Genomic DNA, 24,070 nt, shown 5'->3' on the forward strand with positions numbered 1-24,070 from the left:
AAACTTTGAGAAATAATTTTCAGACTTGTTACAAAATCTCTTAATTAGAGTATACTAGTTAAGGTTAGATACAAGGGCGGGTGGCGGAATTGGTAGACGCACCACACTCAAAATGTGGCGGCCTTACGGTCATAGGAGTTCGATTCTCCTCCTGCCCACTACCAAACAAGTGCTAAAGAGGTTAAAAACTTATGCGCCTGAAAAGATGGGAATCTCCCCGTAAAGAAGGCAGAAATGATAAAGGTAGAGGCGGTTCTGCTAGGAAGCGTCAACTGAAAAAACAAAGGCAAATGTTACGCCAAAGACTTAAAGAAAGTAACAAAACAGACAATAACAAAAACGATAGACCAGGGAAAGATAAATTTATCTTTCCCTTATTTTTTGGGCTTTTATTTTAGAAAAAATTGAAGAAGAATTCAGGAGTCAGAATTCAGGAGTTATATCATGTCCGCATAATTAGTTATGATTTCCACAGTCATTGCACCCCACACGCCAGATGCTCCACTTGGGGAGACCCCAAGACCGCACTGGCTCCCCTTAATCCCCTCCCCTTCACAAGCTACGGTGTACACACAAGTCCTAAAAACCTAGCTTGATAAGACTTTCCTGTTTTTCCTCGTTCCCAGTCGGAGACTGGGAATGCATTCATTGAGTCAGAGACTCAATATCTGACTGGAGGCAGAGCCTCTAAATCAGGCATTCCCATGCTCTTCATGGGAACGAGATCAACGAGAAAACAATGGAAAATCAAGCTTTTTTCGACTTGTGTGTACACTGTAGCGCTCTTCGGGAGGGGAGACGAAGCGTAGCTTTGGCGGGGTGGGGTTCTTCGGGTTTAATAAGTAATCAAGCGAACATGATATTAAAATCAAGACGCTCGCGGACTCGCTAACGCTGCGCTATCAGTCGGGGATTAAGACCCGCGACTTTCTTGTTGACCGCTAAATCTACAATTTGGAGGGGGTGCAAAAACGCCGTTTATTCATCCGCCAGTTGCACAGAATTCAATTCTGAATTCTGGCTCCTGACTCCTGAATTCTGTTTTGATAAAATTTAGACATTTTTCGATACAGAGACTAAATTAAATCTGTCTGTAATAAATTTGGAAATCATAATAAAAAATTATTAGCCATTAAAATATCTAATTTTAATTCAACCTCTTAAGCGCATACTGACGTATAAAATCGGCAGCCTAACTGGCTAGTATTTTACTTTTCTACCTAATTTAGTAAGTAGTATATACTACTTACTATACAGTTTCTCTCTAGGAATTTATCGCAATTATAATGCTTGGATGAACTAACCAAAAATTAATTATGAAGGAAGTATGAATTTTGTCAAGCAGTGTCTAAAATCCTTAACATAAAACAGTAAGCTAAGACACAGCAGTAAATAATTCTAGTATTACCGATTAAGCCAAAAGTATACTAAAAAGGCAATTGCACCTCCATGTGTTAACTTCCAACAATGACACAAGCCTACAAAAAGTCAGGAGTCATCCAATCCGAATATTAAATAATTGGGATTGGTTCAGGTAATCTATGAATTGTTTTCTTGGATACAGGAGTTATTGATGGTGGCGAGAGTGCTTCTACCTACTAAAAAAGTGCTTGATTTTCCTATTACTGCTTTACGGTTTGACGACCAGATACAAACAATAGTGAAGTGGGCGAGTAGGCGTGAGAGTAAAACTGTATATGTAGCCAATGTACACATGCTCATTGAAGCCCATTGGAATCCAGAGTTTGCCACCATATTGCGAAATGCAGATATAGTTACTCCTGATGGTATGCCTCTGGTATGGATGATGCGAAAAATGGGGGCGCTTTACCAAGACCGTGTGGCAGGGATGGATATTTTTCTCGCATTGTGTCAGCTAACTCAAACACAAAATCTGAGCATTTTCTTTGTAGGTTCCCAAACAGAAATTCTGTCTAGGATGCAAAACAGGTTAGAGAAGGAATTTCCACAGATAAAGATTGCGGCAATGGAACCTCTACCCTTTCGTCCCCTAACTGAAATTGAAGACGAAGCCTTGGTTAAAAAGATTAACTCTAGTGGTGCTAGCGCTGTCTTAGTGTCACTGGGATGTCCCAAACAAGAAAATTGGATAGCTCAACATAAGGGCAAAATACAAGCTGTAATGATTGGACTGGGTGGAGTTTTCCCAGTTTATGCCGGAATTTATAAGCGCGCACCCCGCATAGTTCGAGACTTAGGACTTGAATGGCTGTATCGATGGATTCAAGAACCGCGCCGACTTTGTGGCCGCTATGCAAAGACTATTCCACTCTTTATATGGCTGGCTACTAAACAACTATTATCATCAAGTCGGATTGCAGGGGTCTTCCTTCACGAGGCTGGGGATTAAAGAAAAAGAAATAGGGTAAGACTGACTCTAAGCGTTTCATCATCAAGAGAACCAGATTTTAGATGCTAGGAAAGAATTTATGCCTGAAGCACAAAAATTCAAGGGTTCACCTAAAAGTTATGAAACAAGGAAAGTGCAGGGATTCCCACCAATCAATGTCTTGCTGTAAAAACCGATTATCTGAAATCAACTATTAAAGTACTTGACATTAACCCAGGACTAAGTGTTATATTAACCATAGTGAAATTGTTGGGGCGTCGCCAAGTGGTAAGGCAGCGGGTTTTGGTCTCGCCATCCCTGGGTTCGAATCCTAGCGCCCCAGTTAATCTAAAGACAGGCTCTTATACCTGTCTTTTTGAGTAATTAATTGCATTTCTAAGATGTGTCTCAATGCATATAATTGATTGTGTAAATGTTACTTATCAGGAGATTTGAGAGCTTGATCTAAAGTCTTCCGAGCCAGTTCTGCTTTAGCTCGTGCTTCCTGGTAACGCACATTAGCTTGGGCAAAATTTTTGAGAACTTTAAAACCTTCCTTGAGTCGAGTAATTTCCTCTTCTGTCACCGACTCATCGGTAAACAGAATATCAACAGCTTTCCGAATTTCCAACGCTTCAGCTCGTGACTCCTGAACTTTCAGCTTGAGTGTCGCCAGGTTACTCAGAATCTGGACAGCTTGTGTAATACTATCCTCACCACTAGCAGTATCAATAGTTGACTCTTTTACCTCAATTAATTGTTGAGGGCCAAATCCTTCTTCCAGTTCCGTGGGTAGCTTACCTGCATCCATCAGTTCCATGAGCTGATCCATTGCTTTATCACGGGCTTTAGCTGAATCTTTTCCAGAAACAGTAAGGATAATTTCTGGACTTTGAGCGAGAGTGTATTGAACCATATTTGAGCAGAAAATTTGCTGATTTAACCAAGCTGAGGCAAGTAATTATATCATTTTGCGTGTCAGATCATTTGGTTTTTCTCCCCCTTTCCCTTTCCCCTTTCGCCTTTAACCGAACCGTATTGCCTCTACCCCTGCTAAGTCGCTCAAAATAAAACTTTATACTTAAGAAAAGGAATAATTTTCAATAGGAGGGGAGAGCAATGGCTCCCAGTCCCACCATCATGCAGGCTGTGGAACAACTGGGCTACCGTGTCACCGTTGGTGATGTGGCAACTCAGGCAGGATTGAACGTCGCTGAAGCTAATCAAAGCTTGTTGGCCCTAGCATCTGATGCTGGCGGACATTTACAGGTAGCGGATTCAGGTGATATAGTTTTCCTCTTTCCACAAAATTTTCGAGCAATTTTGCGTAATAAATACTTCCGGCTACGATTGCAGGAATGGTGGAAAAAAGTCTGGAGTGTTCTGTTTTACCTGATTCGCATTTCTTTTGGAATTTTCTTAACTGTTTCCATCGCCCTGATAACTGTTACCATCTTCATAATCATTACCTCTATCAATTCAGACCGTGACGGTGACAATCGAGGCAGTAATTCCGGCGGTGGGGGCTTCTTTTATTTTCCAAATTTATTTTGGTATCTTAGCCCAAATTATGACACCCACTACCAGGAACGGCGACGTGAAAGCCGGGAAGAAAGCAATCTGAATTTCTTTGAAGCTGTGTTTTCGTTTTTATTTGGCGATGGTAATCCAAACGCCAACTTAGAAGAACGTCGCTGGCAAGAAATTGCTACGGTGATTCGGAGTAATCGTGGTGCAGTGGTAGCAGAGCAAATTGCCCCATATTTGGATGACATTGGCCAGGGATACACCAGAGAGTACGAAGATTATATGCTGCCCGTTCTGACGCGATTTAATGGGCAACCAGGGGTAAGTCCAGAAGGGCAAATTGTTTATTATTTCCCAGAGTTGCAGGTGAGTGCAGTTAAAAAGCGCCGTCATGCAATATCAGATCACTTGGAGGAATTTCCCTGGCGTTTTAGTGCCGCAAGTTCCGGGCAAATTATGCTGAGTGCTGGGTTAGGGATACTAAATTTTGTTGGTGCTTTAGTACTGGGAAGTTTATTGAGAGATGGAACTGTTGCCGTCCAGTTAGGTGGACTGGTAGCTTTTGTACAAGGAATTTATTGGCTGCTATTGGCTTACGGAGTAGGTTTTTTAGGTATACCGTTATTGCGTTATTTCTGGATTCAGTGGCGTAATCGCAAAATAGGCGATCGCAATCGCGATCGCCTTTCCAGAGCAAGGCTATTGGCAAGTCCTGATTCACTTTTGCAACAAAAAATCAACTATGCTCAACAATTTGCAACAGAAAAAGTCATTGGCAACGAAGATTTAGTGTATTCTAGCGAAACTGACTTACTCGACCAAGAAGTTGAACGTTCTGCAAAAATTGATGCTGAATGGCAACGGCGCTTAGAACGTGGGAGTGGGGAATAGGAATAATAGTGAAGAGTTAAAAGTGAGGAGTGAATAATTAAGATTTATTTAAAACTCCTAACTCCTAACTCCTAACTCCTAACTCCTAACTCCTAACTTTCTCTCTACTTCGCCTGAATTGGTGTTAGAGCTACACCTTTATAATAGTGTCCCAAAATTTGCAGGTGGTTCACTCCTTGCCGAGCCAAATTGTACGCCCCCCACTGACTCATGCCTAAACCATGACCATAGCCAAGCCCTTGCAGTACAAAACTACCATCAGCCCCCTTGGTGACGCTAAATTTTGTACTTTTTAACTTGAGGGCTGTTCGCACTTTCTCGCCTTCTAGCAACTTCGTGCCCTTGTTGCCGACAATTTTTAAAACTTTAACACTGCGGAAAGGTGAGTATGTCTCTGGTATCATCGCCGTCACACTGCCCACCTCAGGAAATTTAGCGCTAATTTCACTGGGCGAAAAGGTTTTCACCCAATTACACTCGCGGATATTTTGATCGTAGTCTTGAACAGCACGTAGGTAGGGGAGAGTATTTCCCCAAACATCTTCTACGTTTTCAGTGTGTCCTCCAGAACAAGCATGGAAGACTGAAAGAATAATCCGGTTTTTGTAAGTTAGTACCTGCCCTAAAGTAGAATCCACTGCGGCGTAAGTCGCAGGAGATTCACTGATGACACCTTTGTAAATTTGCCAGCGATCGGGGGTATTGCCTAAATCGTAAACAGGATTATTTCGTTGTTTTTCTCGTTCGTAGAGGGCGTAAGTGCGGGCTGCGATCGCTTGGGCTTTTAGTGCTTCTTGGGGCCAGCTAGCATTCATTTCGCCACCAAGAACGCTGTAAAGATATTCTTGATCGTCAACCCAGTTAACAGCCGTTAAGCCTTTTTCTGTGGGGACAACCAGAGTTCTGCCTCGATACCAGCGATCGCCAATATAAACAAATCCTTTACCAGTTGGCTCAATCCAAAATAAACCAGACTGCCACTTATCTAAAGCAACTCCACCAGGAACGGCTTGGGCATAATATGCACTCATCGCTGGCAACTGTCCGAGAGTCCGGCCAGTACTATCCTTAACAATTCCAGTGGTAGAACTGCCCACTTTTACCTGATTAACGCCCCTCTCAATTGCCACGCGCAGGATTACAGACGCTTGGGCTGGGGCAACCAAAGCTATCCACAAAAATATACTTACCCACCAATGACGTACTTTAATCTGGGAAAATAAAGAGCCTAAGTAAAGTTGGAATTTCATACCGATCATCTAATCACACTAGTATCTAATTGACGCTCTTAACTATGGCGTCTACTACTTTAAGATGAGACAGTTCTCCAACGCGGGAGGTTGCCACCTCCTACTAATTATGCATTTTACTTTAGCTATCAGGTAGAAATCAGGTGAAGGAGACAGGAGACAGGGGGAGAATTTCTCTCCTCTACCTGTTTCCAATGCCCAATGCCACTAGTTTTTTCTCTTGTTAGGCATTGCATTAACACCTGCTAAATTAATTGGGTGAAAGCAGATCAATGCACAATAAAAAATTCTCATAATTGAGATTAAGTGTAAGCTAAATTACCTTATCATCTTCTTCGCTACTTCATTTAAGCCACCTTCTTTAACACAGGTTGCACCGAGATTTTCTGTGTAAGCAGCATAGTCATTGTAATGTTGTCTCTTGATTAACATGACGTTATTATCACTCCATTTGCCTTTAATTTGGCTGATTTTAAATGTTTTAGGATTAAGAAAATGGTTCAGGTTTCCGCTTAGTTTTCCCCACCAGTAAGAGGCCCCAACCATTCGCGTATCAGTAAACTTAACATTAGACATTTTAACGACTGAATTAGTCTTAGTGTTGAAAGAACATGCAGTATTAGTCTTATTATCCAGTACGATGATCAAATTGTTATTGCTCTCGAAGAATGACAAGTCGTCATTTGTGCTGCTAGCTACAGCAGTTAGGGGCAATAAAAGTACCAAAATATTAAAAGTTACAAATAGTTTTTTCACTAGCTTTGTTTAAATGTGTTAAACAGTTTACTATCTCAGTCGTCCATAGCACATCAGTATATTTATTTACTTACTTTCTATCCAGAATAGTAGCCTGAATATTGCTAACTGCCAGTCATACAAGGTTCGACTGACCTCGTTATCTTAAATATGAGCAGATGCAATCACTTAGCGATAGCGTAAGCACGCACCGAAAGCGATCGCATTGCTCAAATATATTCCAATTCGGTTGAGAATATAATTAAAAATTTGTTGCAGTAATTGGGGAAAGTAAATTGTCCAAATCTTACTGCTGTGGAAAAGAAACTTTTGTTCTTCGATTTACGATGCCAATACCTTTTGAGAATTGCTCACTTCATTAGCGATAATTCCAATTAAATTCAACTTACTCAAAATTTCTGTTGCTTGAGTCAGTTCAGTTCGAGTCACTTTTCCCATGCGCTCTACCATTACAATACCACTGCAAAAAGATGCCACAATTCTGGCATCAACTGTGCCTAAAATAGATGGAGCATCTATTAGTACTAGGTCATAATTTTGCTCAAACACCTCTATTAGTTCTTTCATCCGTTGAGAACTCAGCAACTTTACTGTGTCTTCTGGTTCTGGACCAGCAGTCAAAATATCAATGGAGGGATGAATCGGCTGGATATAATCTTGAAAATGAGTAGTTGTCTCATCAACTAATAACAGAGATAGCCCCCAATCATTGGATAATTCCAAGATTTTGTGCAGGCTAGGATTATGTAGGTTAGCATCAATTACTAATACCCGTCTATGCATCCGGGCAGCGCTAGCTACAAGCCCTAATACTAAAGTTGTCTTTCCTTCCCCTGGTAGCGCTGAAGTAAACATCAACGACTTGAATGGTAAGGGATATTTTAATATTTGAATATTTTGGTATATCATATCCAAAGTTTCATGGACGGGCAATTTATTACTGACTTCTATTACAGAAGAATCTGAGCTTTTTTTGACATTCCAAGGCAGCCCCATCTGCCGCTTTTTGACACTACGTGACGGTAGTTTTGGTACCGATCCCAATACACGTAGGTTCGTCAGTTTCTTTAAATCTCCGGCATAATAAATAGCGTCATTAAACTTTTCCAAAATCAGGGCTGCTAAAATACCTAAAATCGGTCCAATTACTGTTCCTCCAGCCAGAAGTAATAATCTGTTGTTACCCATATAAGTACCGACAGAAGGTTCTGCTAAAACTTGCCAGTTATATCCTTCCTGAGAAATTTTCAGTCCTAATGACTGTTGCACTTGGAGTAGTTGTTCAAGATTTTTGCGACTAGTTTCTACCTTTGGCAGCAGACGATTATACTCTGCTATTAAACTTGGATATTTGTTTAGCTCAGAGCGTATTTGCTGTTCTGACTCGACTAGATTTTTTTCATTGGCAGTTAGCCCTAAAACACTTGTCTTTACCAAAACAAACTCATCTACTAACGTTGGGTCAACCCCTAGCATTTGTCCTTTGAATAAGGGTTTTTCTTTACTAGTATTAGTAATATTTTTTACCTCTTCTCGTAAGAGCGAAAGTTGACTTTGACGTTGCTGCTTTAATTTTTGTACCGATGGGTAATCATCTGTATAGCGTAGCCGCTCTTTAGCCAATGCCAGTTCAGTTTTTTGAATTTCACTTAGTAATGCTTGATAGCGGCTTGACTGATTTAAACGAGAAGAAAGTAGTGTGTTCTGCTGAGACGAAGAGGCTATTAGTTGCTCTAGATTATCGTAACGAGCGTTTACATCCTGAAGGTTGGCACGAGTGGTTTGTAGCTGTTGTTGAATATCCGCTAGAGATTCTAGCAGAATTTTGCTTTGGACTTCGGGATCGAGTAATTTATGTTTTTTACGAAACTGTTCTAAGTTTTTCTCAGCTTTACTTACCTCTTTTTTGATCTCAGGTAGACGAGTATTTACAAAAGCTAAACCCTGATTCAAACGTTCTTTTTGTTGCTGTTTATTGTAATTTTGATAGACTTTCTGTAGAGCTTGAAGCACTCTTTGTGCTTTTACTGGATCTTTATCATTAAAAGAAACTTTAAATACTTGATTAAAAACTTTATTTGCTCCTATGCCTCCCGCTTCTGGAGTTACTTCTAAAGGCGCTTTTTTGTTATGTTGTTTTTGACCATTGATATCTTGTAAAGTAAGCTCAGGATAATCAGAATGGAGTAAATTTACAGCTTTCTGAAGCAACTTAGAACTCAGCATGAGTTTCATCTGAGTAGTGGAATCAACAACTTGAGAATTTGAATTAGTAACCTGAGTATTTGACTGTGACCCTTCAGATAAATTGGAATTCACCAATATCTGCATATTGCTCTGGTAAGTAGGTTTGGCATTGATAGCCAAGAGGCTAGCAACTGACATAACTACACAGGAAACCCCAAAGATCAGAAAGCGTCGGCGAAGCAAAATAGTAGATAGTTGTCTGATGTCAACTGCGCTTTGTGTTGAAGTAGTAACCTGTTGCTCTTGATTCAGACTAGTCTTAGCCACTATTAAACTCCTCTAATATCGAAACACTATATTTATTTGGAAGATTTATGAGAAATATGAAATGATTTTTTACACCTAATAGCTGCGATCGCATACTTAATTCTTCCAACAATGACAAGCTAATTTGGCACAACATTATGCCAATTGGCGCTTTCATGTTCATCAATTCATGCATATAAATTCTGAATCAGTGTTAGAAGGATAAATTTTTAATAAATATTTTATTTAAGGAATAAAAATCTTGACGAAAAATTAATTATTTTTCCTAAGTATTTGAGTATAAAATTATCCAACTCATAATATTACTAGATATATTATAGTTATTTTAATAACTTGTAATAGAAAAAACACATTGATAAAAATATTTAAACCATACTATTTGTATATTCTTGATACATCTAGTTAACCGTAAATTGTTGGTTAAATAGTTTACTTACTCAGAAAATAAAGCTACTGTTTATTTGCTTGATCTTATGATTGAGACTATTAAAATTTAAAATAGAACTTGGTTAATTTTAGATTTTAGATTAGAAGCGTTCAATAGGAAATCTAAAATCTAAAATCGTTAGACTGAGCGTAGCCGTACCCTTCCAAGGAAGCTACGCGTAGCGTTACGCAGGAAAGTCCAAAATTTAAACGCTTACCTTGGTTAACTCTATTTCCCGTCGTCTGGGTACTTCATGAATCATAAAATCGTAAGCCATATCAGTACGGGGAAAAATAGCACGAGCTTCTTTGAGGAGATCCTTCAACTCTAAAGTATTTCCGGGAGCATAGCGGGGACTGAAATGACTCATAATCAGTCGATGCGCGCCAGCAGCTAAAGCTGTTTGCGCTGCCATTGTGGTTGTGGAATGTAACCGCTGGAAAGCCATATCTGCATCTTGATGGGCAAAGGTTGCTTCGTGAATTAATACATCGACATCATGAGCTAATTCCACTGCACCATCACAATAAATTGTATCTGTACAATAGGCAATCTTTCGACCAATTTCTGTAGGGCCGCACAATTGAGTGCCATCAATCACCCGTCCGTCTGTAAGGGTAACTGTTTCACCCCGCTTGAGTTGACCGTAAACCCGACCAGGAGGAATTTGCAACGCCTTAGCTTTTTCCACATCAAAGCGTCCGGCTCGGTCTTTTTCAGCTACGCGGTAGCCGAAAGCTGTAATCCGATGATGCAAATTACCGCAGCTAACGGTGAAGTCATTGTCTTCATAAATTATCCCTGGACGGATGGCGTGAACTTTGATCGGGTAAGAAAAATGCGTGTAGGAATAACGTGAGGCGGATTGAATGTAATCATTTAATCCAGGTGGCCCATAGATATCAATTCGTTCCACATTGCCAGCCAAGCCGCAAGTAGCAAGAAGTCCCATCAAGCCAAAGATGTGGTCGCCGTGCATGTGGGTGATAAAAATTCGGGAGAGTTGACTGATTTTCAGTTCACTCCGCATAATTTGATGCTGAGTACCTTCGCCACAGTCAAATAACCACAGTTCTGCCCTTTGGGGTAATCTCAGAGCGACACTGGAAACATTGCGCGATCGCGTGGGTACACCGGAACTCGTCCCTAAGAATGTTATCTGCACAGTGTTCTTTAGTCTTCCTATTGCTCAATTTGCAGCTCTATTTTCTATAGTGGCACGGTTATTGAGCAAAATATTTAGGAATTTGAGCATTGGGTATGGGGCAAAACAGTTCAAAGTTTTATTAGCGGGGCATTTAGCCCGTTCTCAGTCCTGAGTAAAAAAGTAAGATTCTCCATTCAGCACTCTTGAGAAGCATAAGGCATTTGTTACTAGTTACGATCGCAATTTAGTATCTGCAAGTGACTAGATAATAAGTTGATAAATACCAAATGACTGCTGTATTATTGGTTGTGTTATGACTTCTTCTTGGGAATCGAAGTACATCTCTTAATACAAACATAAGCTTGCACTCAATACTTGATTTTGGACTGAAACAGATAGATTGTTTTTCTTAGTCAAATGGCTTTAGAAAAACTTCAATTTCTTTGCTTCTCATATCTTCGGAATGGCGCTCCAACTGAGTTAAGTCTCTATTTGCAATTAAGGAGAATGTTCATGAGTTCTTTCCGAAAAGTCTTGCATACACTGTGCTTTATCGTTTTTCTTGCATTCTGGCTTCCTTCAGGAATCGCTCATGCTGTACAAGTTACATCTTTGGTAGGGAGTCCTACGCAATTAACGATTACCACCTTTAACGTCGAAAACCTCGATCCTAAAAAGGAAAACGTCTCTAAGGTTGATGATAGGTCGGCGAGAAACGTCGATGATGATGTGAAAAACGGTAAGTTTGCAGCTTTGGCAAACCAGATTGTTACTAATCTTGAAGCACCAGACATTATTGCTTTGCAAGAAGTACAAGACAATGATGGAGCTGAGTTAAGTTCTGTAGTTGATGCTACTCTGACTGCTGAGACTCTAATCAGTTCTATCCAATCTGTAGGAGGCCCAGCCTATGAATATCGGGAAATTCCTCCTCAGAACGGACTTGATGGAGGCCAACCGGGTGGCAATATTCGGGTAGGCTTTTTGTTCAATCCTCAACGAGTTAAGCTACAAAAGCTTGAACGCTTTGCGGACGATCCAGCTTTTTTAAAAAGTCGCAAACCTTTAGTGGGTGAATTTACTTTCAATGATATTCCCATCACTTTGATCAACAATCACTTTGCTTCTAAAAGTGGAGGAGTCGCTTCCAACTCGAAACGGATAGAGCAGGCAACAATTGTTAACAAATTTGTTGAAAATCGCTTAACTACTGACCCAAATGCAAATATTATCGTCCTTGGCGATCTAAACGATACTCCAGACTCCCAGCCGATCAAAACCCTTGAAGGAAATCAGCTGAACAATTTGGTAAACAAAATTCCTGAAGATGACCGCTTCTCTTATGTCTTTCAAGGGAATAAGGAACAAATTGACCAAATCCTGATTACCCCAAATTTGTTTAACAATGGAAATCCTGAGATCAATGCTGTTCACGTTAACGCAGGGATTTCTGGAGTAGTCAGCGATCATGACCCTGTGATTGCTCGATTTACTCTACCAGCGATTGGTGAGACTACTCCCATTCCATCAGTCCCAGTTAGCAGTCCTGAACCACCAGTTACACCAGGCACAATTCTTTCTGATGTTACAGGAGACGATTTACTGGAAAAACTAGATAGCCTTTACTCGCCTCGTGCTAGCCTCGGATATGGTAGTGCCCGTGATTTGCTCTACACCAAAATAGATAACCAAGGCGGTACAGTAACGGACATCTACGCTGGTTACAGTGTTCCGCTCGACCCAAATTCAGATAAACCCAGAGAGGAAGCAGCACGACACAGAATCAATGCTGAACACGTCTGGCCGCAGAGTATGGGAGCTGAGGGCCCAGCAAAAAGCGATTTGCATAACCTCTTTGCTTCACGGATCGAAATTAACAGCGATCGCGCTAACTTTCCATTTGGAGATATTCCTGATAATCAAACTATGTCTTGGTATCTCGATGATGATGAGCTAAGTTTCCAACCGAGTCCGCAGGATATTGACAAATACAGTGAATTCAGACGGGGATTTTTTGAACCACGAGAGGCGAAGAAAGGAGATATTGCTCGGGTAATTTTCTATTTCCGCACAGTCTATCCAGAACTGGCGAATGCAAGCTTCTTTGAAGCACAAAAGGATACTCTCTGTAAGTGGCAAGCAGACGATCCAATTGATGCTGGTGAGGTAGCACGCAGTCATGCGATCGCTAAAACACCCCAAGGTAATGATAATCCCTTTGTATTAGATTCTACCCTGCCACAACGAACCTACTGCAACTAAAAAATACATAGGTCTTAACTCTATCCTGGTGGGAAGAGTTTTAGACCTGCGTTTTTGAGAAATTAGACTTCTTGGCATTTGTAGGGGAAAGGGTAAGGGGTAAAGGGGAAAGGGATGGAATTTTCTCTTACCCTTTAACATGAGTCCCTTTCCCCAACCGGAAAGCAAAAGTCACTTTTGCAAGAGACTCCATGAGTGGAACTCACAAGGAACAATAAAAATATCTCTTCTCCAATTCCCACCCCAGTTGCTATTTTTGAGGTAGGTCTATTGAGCAGATTGGTTTTTCGACAGTTGTTGAAGTTGCGATTGGTTTTATAGGGAACTCCAAAAAATAAATTATCCCGCTTGAAGTTGCTGACTGTTAATTGTGGGATATGTTTTTATTTGGAAGTCCCATAGCAATTTTTTATGTAATATTCTTTACAAGCCGAGCGCGAATTATTTGGAGTTGGTCTTGAGTTTTAATTGGCTCTCGCGGTGCTGGCAATTCAGTATTTGGCCAGTTAGGTAAATCATTGCAGGGACATAACAACGCCGGCATCCCAACGTTTCGCGCGGCTACTGGCATACTGCATCGGCTGCAAGGTAGCATATTCCATGTTGGCGTCAACAATTCAGCAATAGTTTCATGTGTACCCTCAAGGTAACAATCACCCGATTGCGGTGAAATAATTTTTTGCCAGCATTCTTCAAATTCTTGACTATAGCGATCGCCATTTAGCACCGATTGGGGCAAAAAGCTTGCCTCACCGTTGCCCGTAATCACTCTCTTACCCAACTGAAACCAGTAGGCAAGGTATTTTCTTACTTCTTGTTTGGTTGCCATATTACAATTCTAGATTTTAGATTTTAGATTTTGGATTAATTTGAATCAACAGTTAAGAATCTTGACTCCTGAATGTTCCAGCATCAACTCTATTTGGCAATGGCGAACCAAGGATGCTGAGATTGAGAACATGGCCCCCAGTCACTAAATAAACAGTTTCGCTAAGTGTTGCTAGCTGGCGTACTAAAGAACCGAGGCGATCGCGGAACATCCTTCCAAGGGGATAAGCTGGTATCACACCCCAACCCACTTCTTCTGCTACAAACAGCATATCAGCAGCAACCAGTTCCACCGTCTCTAAAAACTCTGCAAGGGTATTTTCCCAGCTAGATTTATCCTGTTCTAGGAGATTAGCAACCCAAGTCCCTAAAGAATCAACTAAGAGACAAGTATAGGGTTTGGCATCAGCAAGGGTAGCAGACAGTTCCACAGGTACAGATAAAGTTACCCAATCTTGGGGACGACGTTGTTGGTGTTCTAAAATGCGTTGGTGCCACTCTTGGTCATCTGGGTTATCGGTGGCTGTTGCTATATAAACAACTGCTTTTCCTGACTGCATAGCTAAAGTTTCTGCCCATTCACTTTTACCAGATCGTGCTGGCCCTGTTACTAAGATGATTTTACCCAAAGTTTTTTACCCACTCAGTGCTGAGTGCTGAGTGCTGAGTGCTGAGTAAATTTCAGAAGTACTCAGTACTTCCGCACTACGGTAAAAGCCCCGCCCCTTGTGGGCGGTCTTTCAACTCAGCACTCAGCACTCAGAACTCTTCATTGAGTATTTTAACAAGAGAGACAGGAGGCAGCCCCGATGAATAAATTTCACCACATTTTTTTACTTCATGGGTGAGATTTTTGGTTTCAAATAACTTTTAAGGGATAAAATTAGCACCAGCATCATTAAGATGTTACAACTGGCAAAAGCCAAAAATCCCAACTACCCCATTCTTCATTATTCAATACTACTGGGGACAGCAAACTTTAGGATGTTTTTATGAACGCAGGCTTAAAACGCATTGAAGCAACTCTACACGATTTAGGCAATCGCGGCACTGCCTCTACTGCCGAAACAACTGATTCGACAACAAAACGGCCTTTCTCCTTTAGAATCAGCGTCGGAGCTAACGAACCTACAGAAAGTACACAAATTCCATCCTCTCAGGATGAGGAAGTAAAGTCACAAGGACAAACAGTTGACTTAGATGTAAATACTGAAAATTATTCTCCTTCTGACCAAAATTTCTTTCCTCACCATGAATCTGTGCAGACCTTTCAAGCAGAAGAGAATGGTAACAAAACACCCAGCCTACCCAAGTTGAAAACTCCGACCTTTAGTAGCCATCGCCACGGAGCGAATCCAGCATTGGCGATGAATCTATTGCAAGAAATTCAGGAAACTGTTGCTGGTTGGCAAACAGAATTGCAAAATATTTTGAAACAGATTCAGGATATTTACTTAGAAGGGCCAATTGTCAATGGCTGGTTAGAATCCAATCCCCCCGAACCAGAACCAGGAGGAACTGCGACACTGCGCCATGCAGAAGTTGACCGCCTGATGAACTACGTAGAAGAAATTTGTGCCACTGGTGGAAAAGTATCTTATCAATCATCTATTACTGGCTATCGCCTCTGTGGTGTGGACGATACTGGTAAAGTTTGGTCGCGTCCATGTCCACCGGATCAGGTTCCCAATGTTAGTATGGCGATCGCTCGTTACCAAAAGTTACGTCAACTGCTAGGGCGCAAGCAATCTTTGGAAACTCGCCTTAGTCAACTGGCGCAAACTCTTGTAGTTTTACACAGTCATATTCAACAAACGTAAAGTTTTAAAGATTATTTCCGAAGAAACTCGGTTGGTAGGTCGGTAACTTTTGGTTTAGATTAACTCTCAGCAGTTATAACGTTGGATTTAGATTTTAATCTAAAATCGTTCGACTGAGCGACTAGCATTGACTTGTGCCGAGCGTTCGCGTAGCGTCTCGTAGAGAAGCCGAAGTAGCGAAGTCGGAAGGAGCCGAAGTCCCAAATCTCAAATCCAAAATTCAATCTATGCCAGACATCCAAATCTCTGCCATTATCTGTACCCACAATCGAGATACCTATTTAGGGGCTGCAATTGATAGTCTTTTAGAGCAAGATTTTGCTGCGGACTTTGAAATTGTGGTAGTTGATAATGGATCTAGCGATCGCACTCGTGAGGTTGTAGAACAAAGAAGCCACAATCCTCGCCTGAAGTATGTTTTTGAACCCACCATTGGTTTATCTGTCGCCCGCAACACGGGTGCAAAGGTAGCCAGTGGTGATATTCTTGCTTATCTAGATGACGATGCCGTTGCCAGTAAGGGCTGGCTACAAGTTTTATATTCTGCCTATTACAATAATTCTAAGCTAGCGATCGCAGGTGGCAAAGTCACTCTCCTCTGGCCCCCAGGAATTCAACAACCACGGTGGCTATCTCCGGGACTAGCTGCAAATCTGGGTGCATACGATTTAGGTGACGGTAACATCTACATTGAGCAACCTGGCTTAACACCCAGAGGCTTAAATTATTCTATCCGCCGCAGTTTCCTCGAAGAAATTGGCGGTTTTGATCCCCATCTCGGTCGAGTGGGTAAAAATTTATTATCTAACGAAGAACTGCAAATGACCGAATTTGCTCTACAGCGTGGTTGGCAAGTTGCTTATCTTCCCGAAGCACTCGTCGCTCACAATGTAGCCCCAGAACGCCTCCAACGCTCCTGGTTTTTAAACCGGGGCTGGTGGCAGGGTATCAGTGAATGTTATCGAGAACAACTCGCTGGTAAAGCTGGGATCGCTCAATTACAGCGAGGTAGCGAACGGTTTGTGCGAGGCTTGTATAAAGCTTTACAGTATTTCTCCGATCCAGCAGAACGATTTGACAAACTGGTGTATGCTTACGGTCAGATTGGTTACTTAAATGCTGCTATTCAGGGTCTTTTATTTACATCAAATAAGAAATAACCAGTAACATAATTTTTACTCAATATGTCATCTAAAATACCAGTTTCAGTACTAATTCCGGCAAAAAACGAACAAGCTAACTTGCCTGCTTGCCTTACTAGCCTCAGCAGAGCAGATGAAATATTTGTAGTAGATTCTCAAAGTACCGACAACAGCATTGAGATTGCTAAAAGTTACGGTGTAAATGTCGTACAATTCAACTTCAATGGACGCTGGCCTAAAAAGAAAAATTGGTCTTTAGATAATTTGCCTTTTCGTAATGAATGGGTGCTAATTGTAGATTGTGATGAGCGGATCACCCCCGAACTTTGGTCAGAAATTGAGCAAGTAATTAAAAATGATGAATATACAGGTTATTATCTCAACCGTCGCGTATTTTTCTTAGGAAAATGGATTCGTTATGGCGGGAAATATCCTGATTGGAATCTACGTTTATTTCAACATAAAAAAGGTCGCTACGAAAATCTAAATACAGAAGATATTCCTAATACTGGTGATAACGAAGTTCACGAACACGTGATTTTGCAAGGGAAAGTTGGGTATCTCAAAAATGATATGCTCCACGAAGACTTCCGCGACCTTTACCACTGGTTAGAACGGCACAACAGATATTCCAACTGGGAAGCCAGGGTTTATTTTAATATTCTTACAGGTAAAGATGATAGCGGTACTATCGGCGCTAATCTATTTGGTGATGCCGTACAACGCAAAAGATTTTTGAAAAAAGTGTGGGTACACCTACCATTTAAACCGATTTTGCGATTTGTTTTATTTTATATAATTCAACGCGGTTTTTTAGATGGCAGAGCAGGATATATCTATGCTCGTTTACTGAGTCAATATGAATATCAGATTGGCGTTAAGCTTTACGAATTACGCAACTGTGGTGGTCACTTAAATACTGCTACTACGCCGAAGGAGGGAGCAGGGGAGCAGGGAAGCAGAGAAGCAGAAGCAAAGCTATTGACCATTGATTCCTGATAATGACTAATGACCAACCTTTCGTAGATTTACGCAAATATGACCAATCTTGGTTTGACCGGGGGCGTCCAAGTTGGTATGTTTTATTATGGTGGTTTGTACAAGCGATCGCCTTTCCTCTAACTCCTCAACCGTTAAATATTCTACGTTGTGCTTTGTTACGATTATTTGGCGCTCGTATCGGCAAAGGTGTATTAATTCGACCTACAGCCCGATTTACCTACCCCTGGAAAGTTACCATTGGTAACTACAGTTGGATTGGAGATAACGTAGTTTTATATAGCCTCGATCGGATCGAAGTCGGCGAACATTGCGTAGTTTCTCAAAAAAGTTACCTGTGTACTGGTACTCACGATCTCCAAGATCCTGCCTTTGGGTTGAAAACAGCAAGTATCACCATTGAAAATGGTGCATGGGTAGCGGCAGATTGTTTTGTTGGGCCAGGAGTGCAAATCGGCGCTAATGCTGTAATTGGCGCTCGGAGTAGTGTTTTTACTAATATGCCTTCTGGGCAGGTTTGTTGGGGAAGTCCCTGTCGCCCCAAAACGGCTCGGATAAAACTCGATCCCTCCACAACCCCATAGATTTTTTATAAATAAACATAGTAAGGGCGCGCAGCTAGCTGTGCGCCCTTAACTTTTCCATATATATATTTATTTGTTTTTGGGAAAAGAATAAAAGTGCGATCGCTATATAGCTTTTTCTAATAAAAATGAGGTATGTATAGCAATCCTATTTGATTCCTTCTAGGAAAAGCAAGTGGCGTTTGAGGAACAAAACCCAATATTTCCGGGGCTTTGTTGGGTTGCGCTTTTCTTAATCCAACCGTATTGATATATACCCATTCTGTGGAAATAGTTAATTTTTAATTAAATCTTTTTAATTTCAAGTCCAAAATTTGTGCATATCTAAAAAAACTGGCAGAAAATATGATATACCAAATCAGCCAAGAGATAGTCTAGTCTAAATAGCAAAATTTTTGTTGTCATTCCAACAAGTAGATGATAAGGTGCTATCTGTCACACATGTTCATCAACTTGTCAAAGGTTTTATTTTAAAAGCAAATAAATTTGATAATTTTTTAAAATTTAATAAGAGGCAAGCATGAATTTTAATAAAAATGAAAAGCCTGTTATTTTAATAGTCGATGATACTCCTGTTAATCTACAAGTATTATTTGATTTTTTAGAGTATTACAGTTTTCAAGTTTTAGTAGCTGAAGATGGACAAAGTGCCATTAATATGGCACCTTATGCTTCACCTGACCTGATTTTGCTGGATATATTAATGCCAGGAATCGACGGTTTTGAGACTTGTAGACTTTTGAAAACAAATCCAGCCACTCAAGATATTCCCGTAATATTTATAACTGCCATGAGTGACAAGGTAGATAAAGTCAAAGGTTTGAATCTTGGCGCAGTAGATTACATTACCAAACCTTTAGATTATCAAGAGGTTTTAGCTAGGGTAAACACCCATTTACGTTTACGAAATCTCACAAAACAACTCACAGAGCAAAATAAACGTTTAGAGACTGAAATCTTGGAGCGCCTGCGGGTAGAGGAAAAACTACGATGTCATTCACATGCATTAGATGAGTGGAACAATCGCTATCAAGCACTAATTCAAGCAAGTGGTCAGATTCTCTATGACTGGCACTTACATACCAATGAGATTAAATATGGTGGCAATGTAGAGCGAATATTAGGTTACTCTATGCCTGAGATGTTGGGAGGTTTGAACCGCTGGCTAGAATTGGTTCATCCTGACGATCGCAACTTCTTTCACAAAGAGATTAACCGCGTTTTATCCACAAAAGAGCGATTCCATCTTGAATTTCGCGTATGTCGTAAAGATGGCATATATATCACAGTTGAGAACAACGGCTATATCTTTTTAGATTCTACAGGTAAAGTTGCTCGGATGGCGGGCTTTGTAATTGATATTACCGAACAGCAAGCTGCGCTACGCCAGCACAAAGATGCAGAACAGAAAATCCGTGAGCAAGCTGCTTTGCTTAACATCACCACAGACGCGATTATCGTTCAAAATTTAATTAACCAAATTCAATTTTGGAATAAAGGGGCTGAACATCTTTATGGTTGGATGGCAGAAGAAGTAATGGGCAAGAATGCCAATCAGCTTTTTTATCAAAAGCAAAGTTTTTGCCAATTGAAAAACATCCAGGAAACTTTAGCTGAGAGTGGTTCGTGGCAAGGTGAATTACATCAAGTCACAAAACAACGCAAAGAAATCATCGTTGCTAGTCGCTGGACACTGGTAAATGATGATGAGGGGGAAGCCAAATCCGTCCTGATTGTCAACTCCGACATTACAGAGAAAAAGCAACTCGAAGCGCAGTTTCTCCGGGCCCAGCGGATGGAGAGTCTTGGCACTTTAGCAAGTGGAATCGCCCATGACCTCAACAATGCACTGACACCCATGATGATGACAGTACAACTTTTAGAGGCAAAGCTGCCAGATGAAACAAGTCAGAAATGGCTAACAATTATGGAAACAAATATTAAACGTGCAGCAGATTTAGTTAAACAAGTGCTATGGTTTTCACGCGGCTCTGTAGGTAACTTTAAAACCTTACAGGTACAGAATTCAATTTTAGAAATTGAAAATATTGTTAAGCAAACATTTTCCAGAGCTATTGAAGTCCACATTGATGTTCCTGGGCAAAATCTGTGGAATGTCTTTGGTGATGCTACTCAGCTACACCAAGTGCTAATGAACCTCTGCATTAATGCTCGTGATGCTATGCCTCATGGCGGTATCCTAAAGATTTCTGCGAAGAATTTCTGGGTTGATAGCCACTATGCCCGGATGAATATTGATGCTAAGGCAGGTTCTTATGTGATGATTACTGTGAGTGATACAGGTACGGGAATTAAAAGAGAAATAGTAGATAGAATTTTTGAGCCATTTTTCACAACAAAAGAAGTGGGTAAAGGCACAGGGCTTGGTCTTTCAACAGTTCTTGGCATTATCAAAAGCCACAACGGTTTTGTAAATGTAGTTAGTGAAGTGGGCAAAGGTACAGAGTTTCAAGTTTGCTTACCCGTAATGCAGATAATCGAAGCAGATAATAAATTAGCTAGATATCAGGAATTACCAGCAGGGCATGGAGAATTAATTCTCGTTGTTGATGATGAAGATTCAATTCGAGAGGTTACTCAAACCTGGTTAGAACAAAATGCCTATAAAGTTTTAGTAGCTAGTGATGGTATTGATGCGATCGCACTCTATACAAAACATCAACAAGAAATTAGTGTGGTGTTGGTTGATATGATGATGCCATCTATGGATGGGCCAACAACTATCAATGTGTTGAAAAAAATTAATCCAGATATAAAAATTATTGGTGTTAGTGGATTAGCCTCCAATCATGCAATGATGAAAAACCTTGGTAATAGTGTTAAAACCCTTTTGTCTAAGCCCTACACCTCAAGCGACTTGTTAAGAAATTTACAGATGGTGATTAGCACAAAGTAGAGTTTGTCATTTGTCATTTGCCATTAGTGAATAACCAATTCCCAATGCCCAAGCAAAATGGTAACTAGCAGTGGTAATATGTTTTTATGGCTGCTCTAATCCTTGCTATTGATGAACAAACTATTGGATGAAACGCTGTCAATCAAAATTGCTGAGCAGATAAACAGCAGAGCTAGCACTCCGTTTGATAATGCTTATAAAGCAGCATTATCCACTGAGGGAGCAAAGTATATTCAGGGATTTTTAGCTTTTGCTGGGAAGCCGTATAGACCGATTGAACACAGTTGGATTGAGCTAGACGACACCTCTGATGTTCGCATTATCGATCCCACATTACCTCACCTGAACAAAAATCCCCAAGAAATCTGGTATTTTGCAGCACATAGTCTGACTGTTAAAAAGCTGAAAGCCATCATTGAAGAATCAAAAGAAGATTATCCAGAAGACGATCCATTACCAATTTATGGCGATCCACCTTATGAATATTACGGTGATGTAATGTTGGGTGGTCAAGATTATCTGGCAGCATATCAAGCCGCAGAGGCTAAGTGCAGAGAAATCAACGAACTCAACTCTGAGAGTAACTAATAAAAATGAATTATTTAATTCATAATTACGATTTAAGTTACTATCACTTTGCCACAATTTCGACTATTGAGGAGATATTCTATAGCGTCAGAGACTTATAAGTAATTCTTTTTACTTTTCACCTTTTCTGTGCTATATTCTGTAGCCATTCAATCAGGGGTCTTAAGGTTCCTGGCAATGCTGACTCACTGACAGTCACTGTATGCTGCTTGCCGTTATCTTCTACTGTTAACTTATACTGAAAGCGATCGCTCTGAGGATTTGGCGAAGTAATTCGTTCCGGTAGCCTAAATAAATCAGCAACTTCCACTAGCTGGGGAAGTGTGGCAGCTTCATGTGGCGGGAGAGTATCTGTATCAACGGTTGTTTTCTTGGTAATCCCAGCAAAGCCGCCCGTGCGTTCAAATGATACCCGCATTTTTTTGCTCTCCGTTGTGTTATTTAGTTGGAATACATACTAAGACTGGGAGATAATAGTTCTCACCTCCCAGTTTAACAACAACAACAGATTAATCAGCCCTGAGTACTGAATGAGGCAGTGGAAGATGTTAAACATTTATTTATTCCTAACTCCTCACTTATCACTCCTAACTCCTAGATAACTCCTACCTTTTGCCAAGCATTTCGCACAGCTTTTTGCTCATTACTATCATTACCGTAGAGTTCGCCAGCAACTTGAATGGTGACGTTGGCAGCTTTTTTAAAATCTGCTTTGGCACGCAAGCGATCGCGTAAACCTACATACCATATTTTGCCAGCTTTTTCCCAGGCATAGCCACCAATCTCAACAGCCGCTAGGTAAAAGGCATGGTTAGGGATTCCTGAGTTGATATGTACCCCAGCATTATCTTCAACACCTGTATATTTATCTTTTACATGACCCGGTTGGGGATCTTTACCCAGTACAGGATCGTCATAAGCTGTTCCTGGTGCTTTCATTGAGCGGAGGGCAACACCTTTGACAGTCGGGACTAAAAGACCTTCACCAATCAGCCAGTCTGCTTCTTGTGCAGTCTGATTTTTGGTCTTTTGTTTCACCAAGGAACCAAAGACATCAGAAAACGATTCATTTAGTGCCCCTGGTTCGCCATAATACTGCAAACCTGCTTCATATTGAGTTATCCCATGAGCTAACTCATGCCCAATCACATCAATTGATTTCGTGAAGCGCTGAAACATTTCTCCGTCGCCATCACCATAAACCATTTGGTCGCCGTTCCAAAAGGCGTTGTCATATTTAACGCCATAATGCACGGTGGAGTCTAAACGTAGTCCTTTGTCGTCAATGGAATTGCGATCAAATATTTCATGAAATAAGTCATAAGTAGCACCAGCAGCATCGTAGGCTTCATTTATTGCGGGATCACTGCTTGGTGGGTCTCCTTCAGCACGCACCAATGTGCCAGGTAGTTGCTGCCCATTTTTGGCATCGTAGATGGTGCGGCGCTTCTCACCTGGTGAAGGTGCAAAGGAGATAGTACCTATAACATCTCTGCGTCCGCGAAGCTGTGCTGAAACATTTAATGTATGAAAAGCCCAACTCCGCTGCTCAGGATTGCCGTTCACCACGACATTTTCCAGCATGTGGGGCGGGATAATACAACAAATAGGGCATCTAGAGACAAGTGGATGCTCATACTTAAACCCGGCTGATTTCTTTTTATTTCGAGCCATCCAAGATATTCTCCTTTTGAAACTAAGTGATGGCAAACAGTGGCTTTAACTCCACTGGAGAAAGGAGCAGAAAAACGAATCCAAATCGCCTGTCCCTGGTTTTTTCTGAAATAAATTTTCTACTCTGTATTTTCGGATAGGTCTGTACAGGATTGATGGTACCCTCATAGGTACTTCTGATATGGAAATATTGTATAAAAACACGAAGCCAGCTTAATTACGGCAAGTTTCAGGCAAAACCCTTGTGTGAGTTAACAAGACCTCCTTTACAGACCTAATGAGTTTATATATTAGTTCTTATCAACAGAAATGATATTATTTATTGCTGTTTTGTTACTATCAAGCTGTTAATGCGATAAATACCCATTGGAGATAGGGGAATCTCAAATATAGG

Annotated in this window: 19 protein-coding genes and 2 tRNA genes; 12 read left to right on the forward strand and 9 right to left on the reverse strand. The window is 40.8% G+C overall.

Annotated elements, in window-relative coordinates; translation table 11 throughout:
- Positions 1-74: 74 nt before the first annotated feature.
- The 4 genes from RMY16_RS03270 to RMY16_RS03285 all read left to right on the forward strand — a co-directional run bounded on the left by RMY16_RS03270 (position 75) and on the right by RMY16_RS03285 (position 2,693).
- Positions 75-158: transfer RNA gene (locus RMY16_RS03270), tRNA-Leu, on the forward strand.
- Between the two features lie 33 nt (positions 159-191).
- Positions 192-398: a hypothetical protein gene (locus RMY16_RS03275; RefSeq protein WP_322659722.1), complete on the forward strand. Its 207-nt coding sequence runs from the start codon at positions 192-194 to the stop codon at positions 396-398.
- A 1,175-nt stretch (positions 399-1,573) separates the two neighbouring features.
- On the forward strand, positions 1,574-2,371 hold the full coding sequence (locus tag RMY16_RS03280) for a WecB/TagA/CpsF family glycosyltransferase (RefSeq protein WP_322659721.1): 798 nt from the start codon (positions 1,574-1,576) through the stop codon (positions 2,369-2,371).
- A 250-nt stretch (positions 2,372-2,621) separates the two neighbouring features.
- A tRNA-Gln gene (locus RMY16_RS03285) sits at positions 2,622-2,693 on the forward strand.
- Between the two features lie 93 nt (positions 2,694-2,786).
- Here the strand turns inward: RMY16_RS03285 and RMY16_RS03290 are convergent.
- Positions 2,787-3,266 carry a hypothetical protein gene (locus RMY16_RS03290; RefSeq protein ID WP_322735163.1) on the reverse strand — a complete coding sequence of 160 codons (480 nt, stop codon included), beginning with the start codon at positions 3,264-3,266 and terminating at the stop codon, positions 2,787-2,789.
- A gap of 203 nt (positions 3,267-3,469) precedes the next feature.
- Here RMY16_RS03290 and RMY16_RS03295 point away from each other — a divergent pair, with 203 nt between their 5' ends.
- Positions 3,470-4,768 carry a hypothetical protein gene (locus RMY16_RS03295; protein ID WP_322735164.1) on the forward strand — a complete coding sequence of 433 codons (1,299 nt, stop codon included), beginning with the start codon at positions 3,470-3,472 and terminating at the stop codon, positions 4,766-4,768.
- Positions 4,769-4,872: 104 nt separating this feature from the next.
- On the opposite strand, the gene RMY16_RS03300 is transcribed toward RMY16_RS03295, so the two are convergent.
- The 4 genes from RMY16_RS03300 to RMY16_RS03315 all read right to left on the reverse strand — a co-directional run bounded on the left by RMY16_RS03300 (position 4,873) and on the right by RMY16_RS03315 (position 10,880).
- Positions 4,873-6,018 carry a SpoIID/LytB domain-containing protein gene (locus RMY16_RS03300; RefSeq protein ID WP_322659715.1) on the reverse strand — a complete coding sequence of 382 codons (1,146 nt, stop codon included), beginning with the start codon at positions 6,016-6,018 and terminating at the stop codon, positions 4,873-4,875.
- A gap of 318 nt (positions 6,019-6,336) precedes the next feature.
- Positions 6,337-6,774, reverse strand: coding sequence for a hypothetical protein (locus RMY16_RS03305; RefSeq protein WP_322706089.1), 438 nt, complete (start codon positions 6,772-6,774; stop codon positions 6,337-6,339).
- A gap of 321 nt (positions 6,775-7,095) precedes the next feature.
- Complete coding sequence (locus RMY16_RS03310) at positions 7,096-9,288, reverse strand: polysaccharide biosynthesis tyrosine autokinase (protein WP_322735165.1); 2,193 nt, start codon at positions 9,286-9,288, stop codon at positions 7,096-7,098.
- Positions 9,289-9,920: 632 nt separating this feature from the next.
- Positions 9,921-10,880, reverse strand: a complete 960-nt coding sequence (locus RMY16_RS03315) for a ribonuclease Z (protein WP_322688814.1) — start codon at positions 10,878-10,880, stop codon at positions 9,921-9,923.
- Positions 10,881-11,375: 495 nt separating this feature from the next.
- Here RMY16_RS03315 and RMY16_RS03320 point away from each other — a divergent pair, with 495 nt between their 5' ends.
- Positions 11,376-13,124, forward strand: coding sequence for an endonuclease (locus tag RMY16_RS03320; protein ID WP_322735166.1), 1,749 nt, complete (start codon positions 11,376-11,378; stop codon positions 13,122-13,124).
- A 409-nt stretch (positions 13,125-13,533) separates the two neighbouring features.
- Here RMY16_RS03320 and RMY16_RS03325 read toward each other — a convergent pair whose 3' ends face one another.
- Positions 13,534-13,953, reverse strand: coding sequence for a hypothetical protein (locus RMY16_RS03325; RefSeq protein WP_322735167.1), 420 nt, complete (start codon positions 13,951-13,953; stop codon positions 13,534-13,536).
- Positions 13,954-14,005: 52 nt separating this feature from the next.
- The gene (gene cobU, locus RMY16_RS03330; RefSeq protein WP_322735168.1) at positions 14,006-14,581 is read right to left on the reverse strand and encodes a bifunctional adenosylcobinamide kinase/adenosylcobinamide-phosphate guanylyltransferase; all 576 of its coding nucleotides are present in this window, start codon (positions 14,579-14,581) and stop codon (positions 14,006-14,008) included.
- A 363-nt stretch (positions 14,582-14,944) separates the two neighbouring features.
- On the opposite strand from cobU, the gene RMY16_RS03335 reads away from it, so the two are divergent.
- From RMY16_RS03335 to RMY16_RS03360, 6 genes are all read left to right on the forward strand, one after another.
- A complete protein-coding gene (locus tag RMY16_RS03335) occupies positions 14,945-15,772 on the forward strand; it encodes a hypothetical protein (RefSeq protein ID WP_322735169.1) in 828 nt (275 codons plus the stop codon).
- A 227-nt stretch (positions 15,773-15,999) separates the two neighbouring features.
- Positions 16,000-16,932 carry a glycosyltransferase family A protein gene (locus RMY16_RS03340; RefSeq protein WP_322735250.1) on the forward strand — a complete coding sequence of 311 codons (933 nt, stop codon included), beginning with the start codon at positions 16,000-16,002 and terminating at the stop codon, positions 16,930-16,932.
- 24 nt (positions 16,933-16,956) lie between these two features.
- The gene (locus RMY16_RS03345) at positions 16,957-17,913 is read left to right on the forward strand and encodes a glycosyltransferase family 2 protein (protein WP_322735170.1); all 957 of its coding nucleotides are present in this window, start codon (positions 16,957-16,959) and stop codon (positions 17,911-17,913) included.
- 2 nt (positions 17,914-17,915) lie between these two features.
- Positions 17,916-18,497, forward strand: coding sequence for a hormogonium polysaccharide biosynthesis acetyltransferase HpsU (gene hpsU / locus RMY16_RS03350; RefSeq protein WP_322735171.1), 582 nt, complete (start codon positions 17,916-17,918; stop codon positions 18,495-18,497).
- A gap of 520 nt (positions 18,498-19,017) precedes the next feature.
- A complete protein-coding gene (locus RMY16_RS03355; RefSeq protein WP_322735172.1) occupies positions 19,018-21,414 on the forward strand; it encodes a response regulator in 2,397 nt (798 codons plus the stop codon).
- 111 nt (positions 21,415-21,525) lie between these two features.
- The gene (locus RMY16_RS03360) at positions 21,526-22,002 is read left to right on the forward strand and encodes a hypothetical protein (protein WP_322659692.1); all 477 of its coding nucleotides are present in this window, start codon (positions 21,526-21,528) and stop codon (positions 22,000-22,002) included.
- A 118-nt stretch (positions 22,003-22,120) separates the two neighbouring features.
- On the opposite strand, the gene RMY16_RS03365 is transcribed toward RMY16_RS03360, so the two are convergent.
- Entirely contained in the window at positions 22,121-22,420 is a 300-nt protein-coding gene (locus RMY16_RS03365) for a protealysin inhibitor emfourin (RefSeq protein WP_322659690.1), read from the reverse strand.
- 176 nt (positions 22,421-22,596) lie between these two features.
- On the reverse strand, positions 22,597-23,676 hold the full coding sequence (locus RMY16_RS03370; protein WP_322659688.1) for a M4 family metallopeptidase: 1,080 nt from the start codon (positions 23,674-23,676) through the stop codon (positions 22,597-22,599).
- Positions 23,677-24,070 lie beyond the last annotated feature (394 nt).

It is taken from the genome of Nostoc sp. DedQUE12b, assembly GCF_034530835.1.
Taxonomy (GTDB): Bacteria; Cyanobacteriota; Cyanobacteriia; order Cyanobacteriales; family Nostocaceae; genus Nostoc.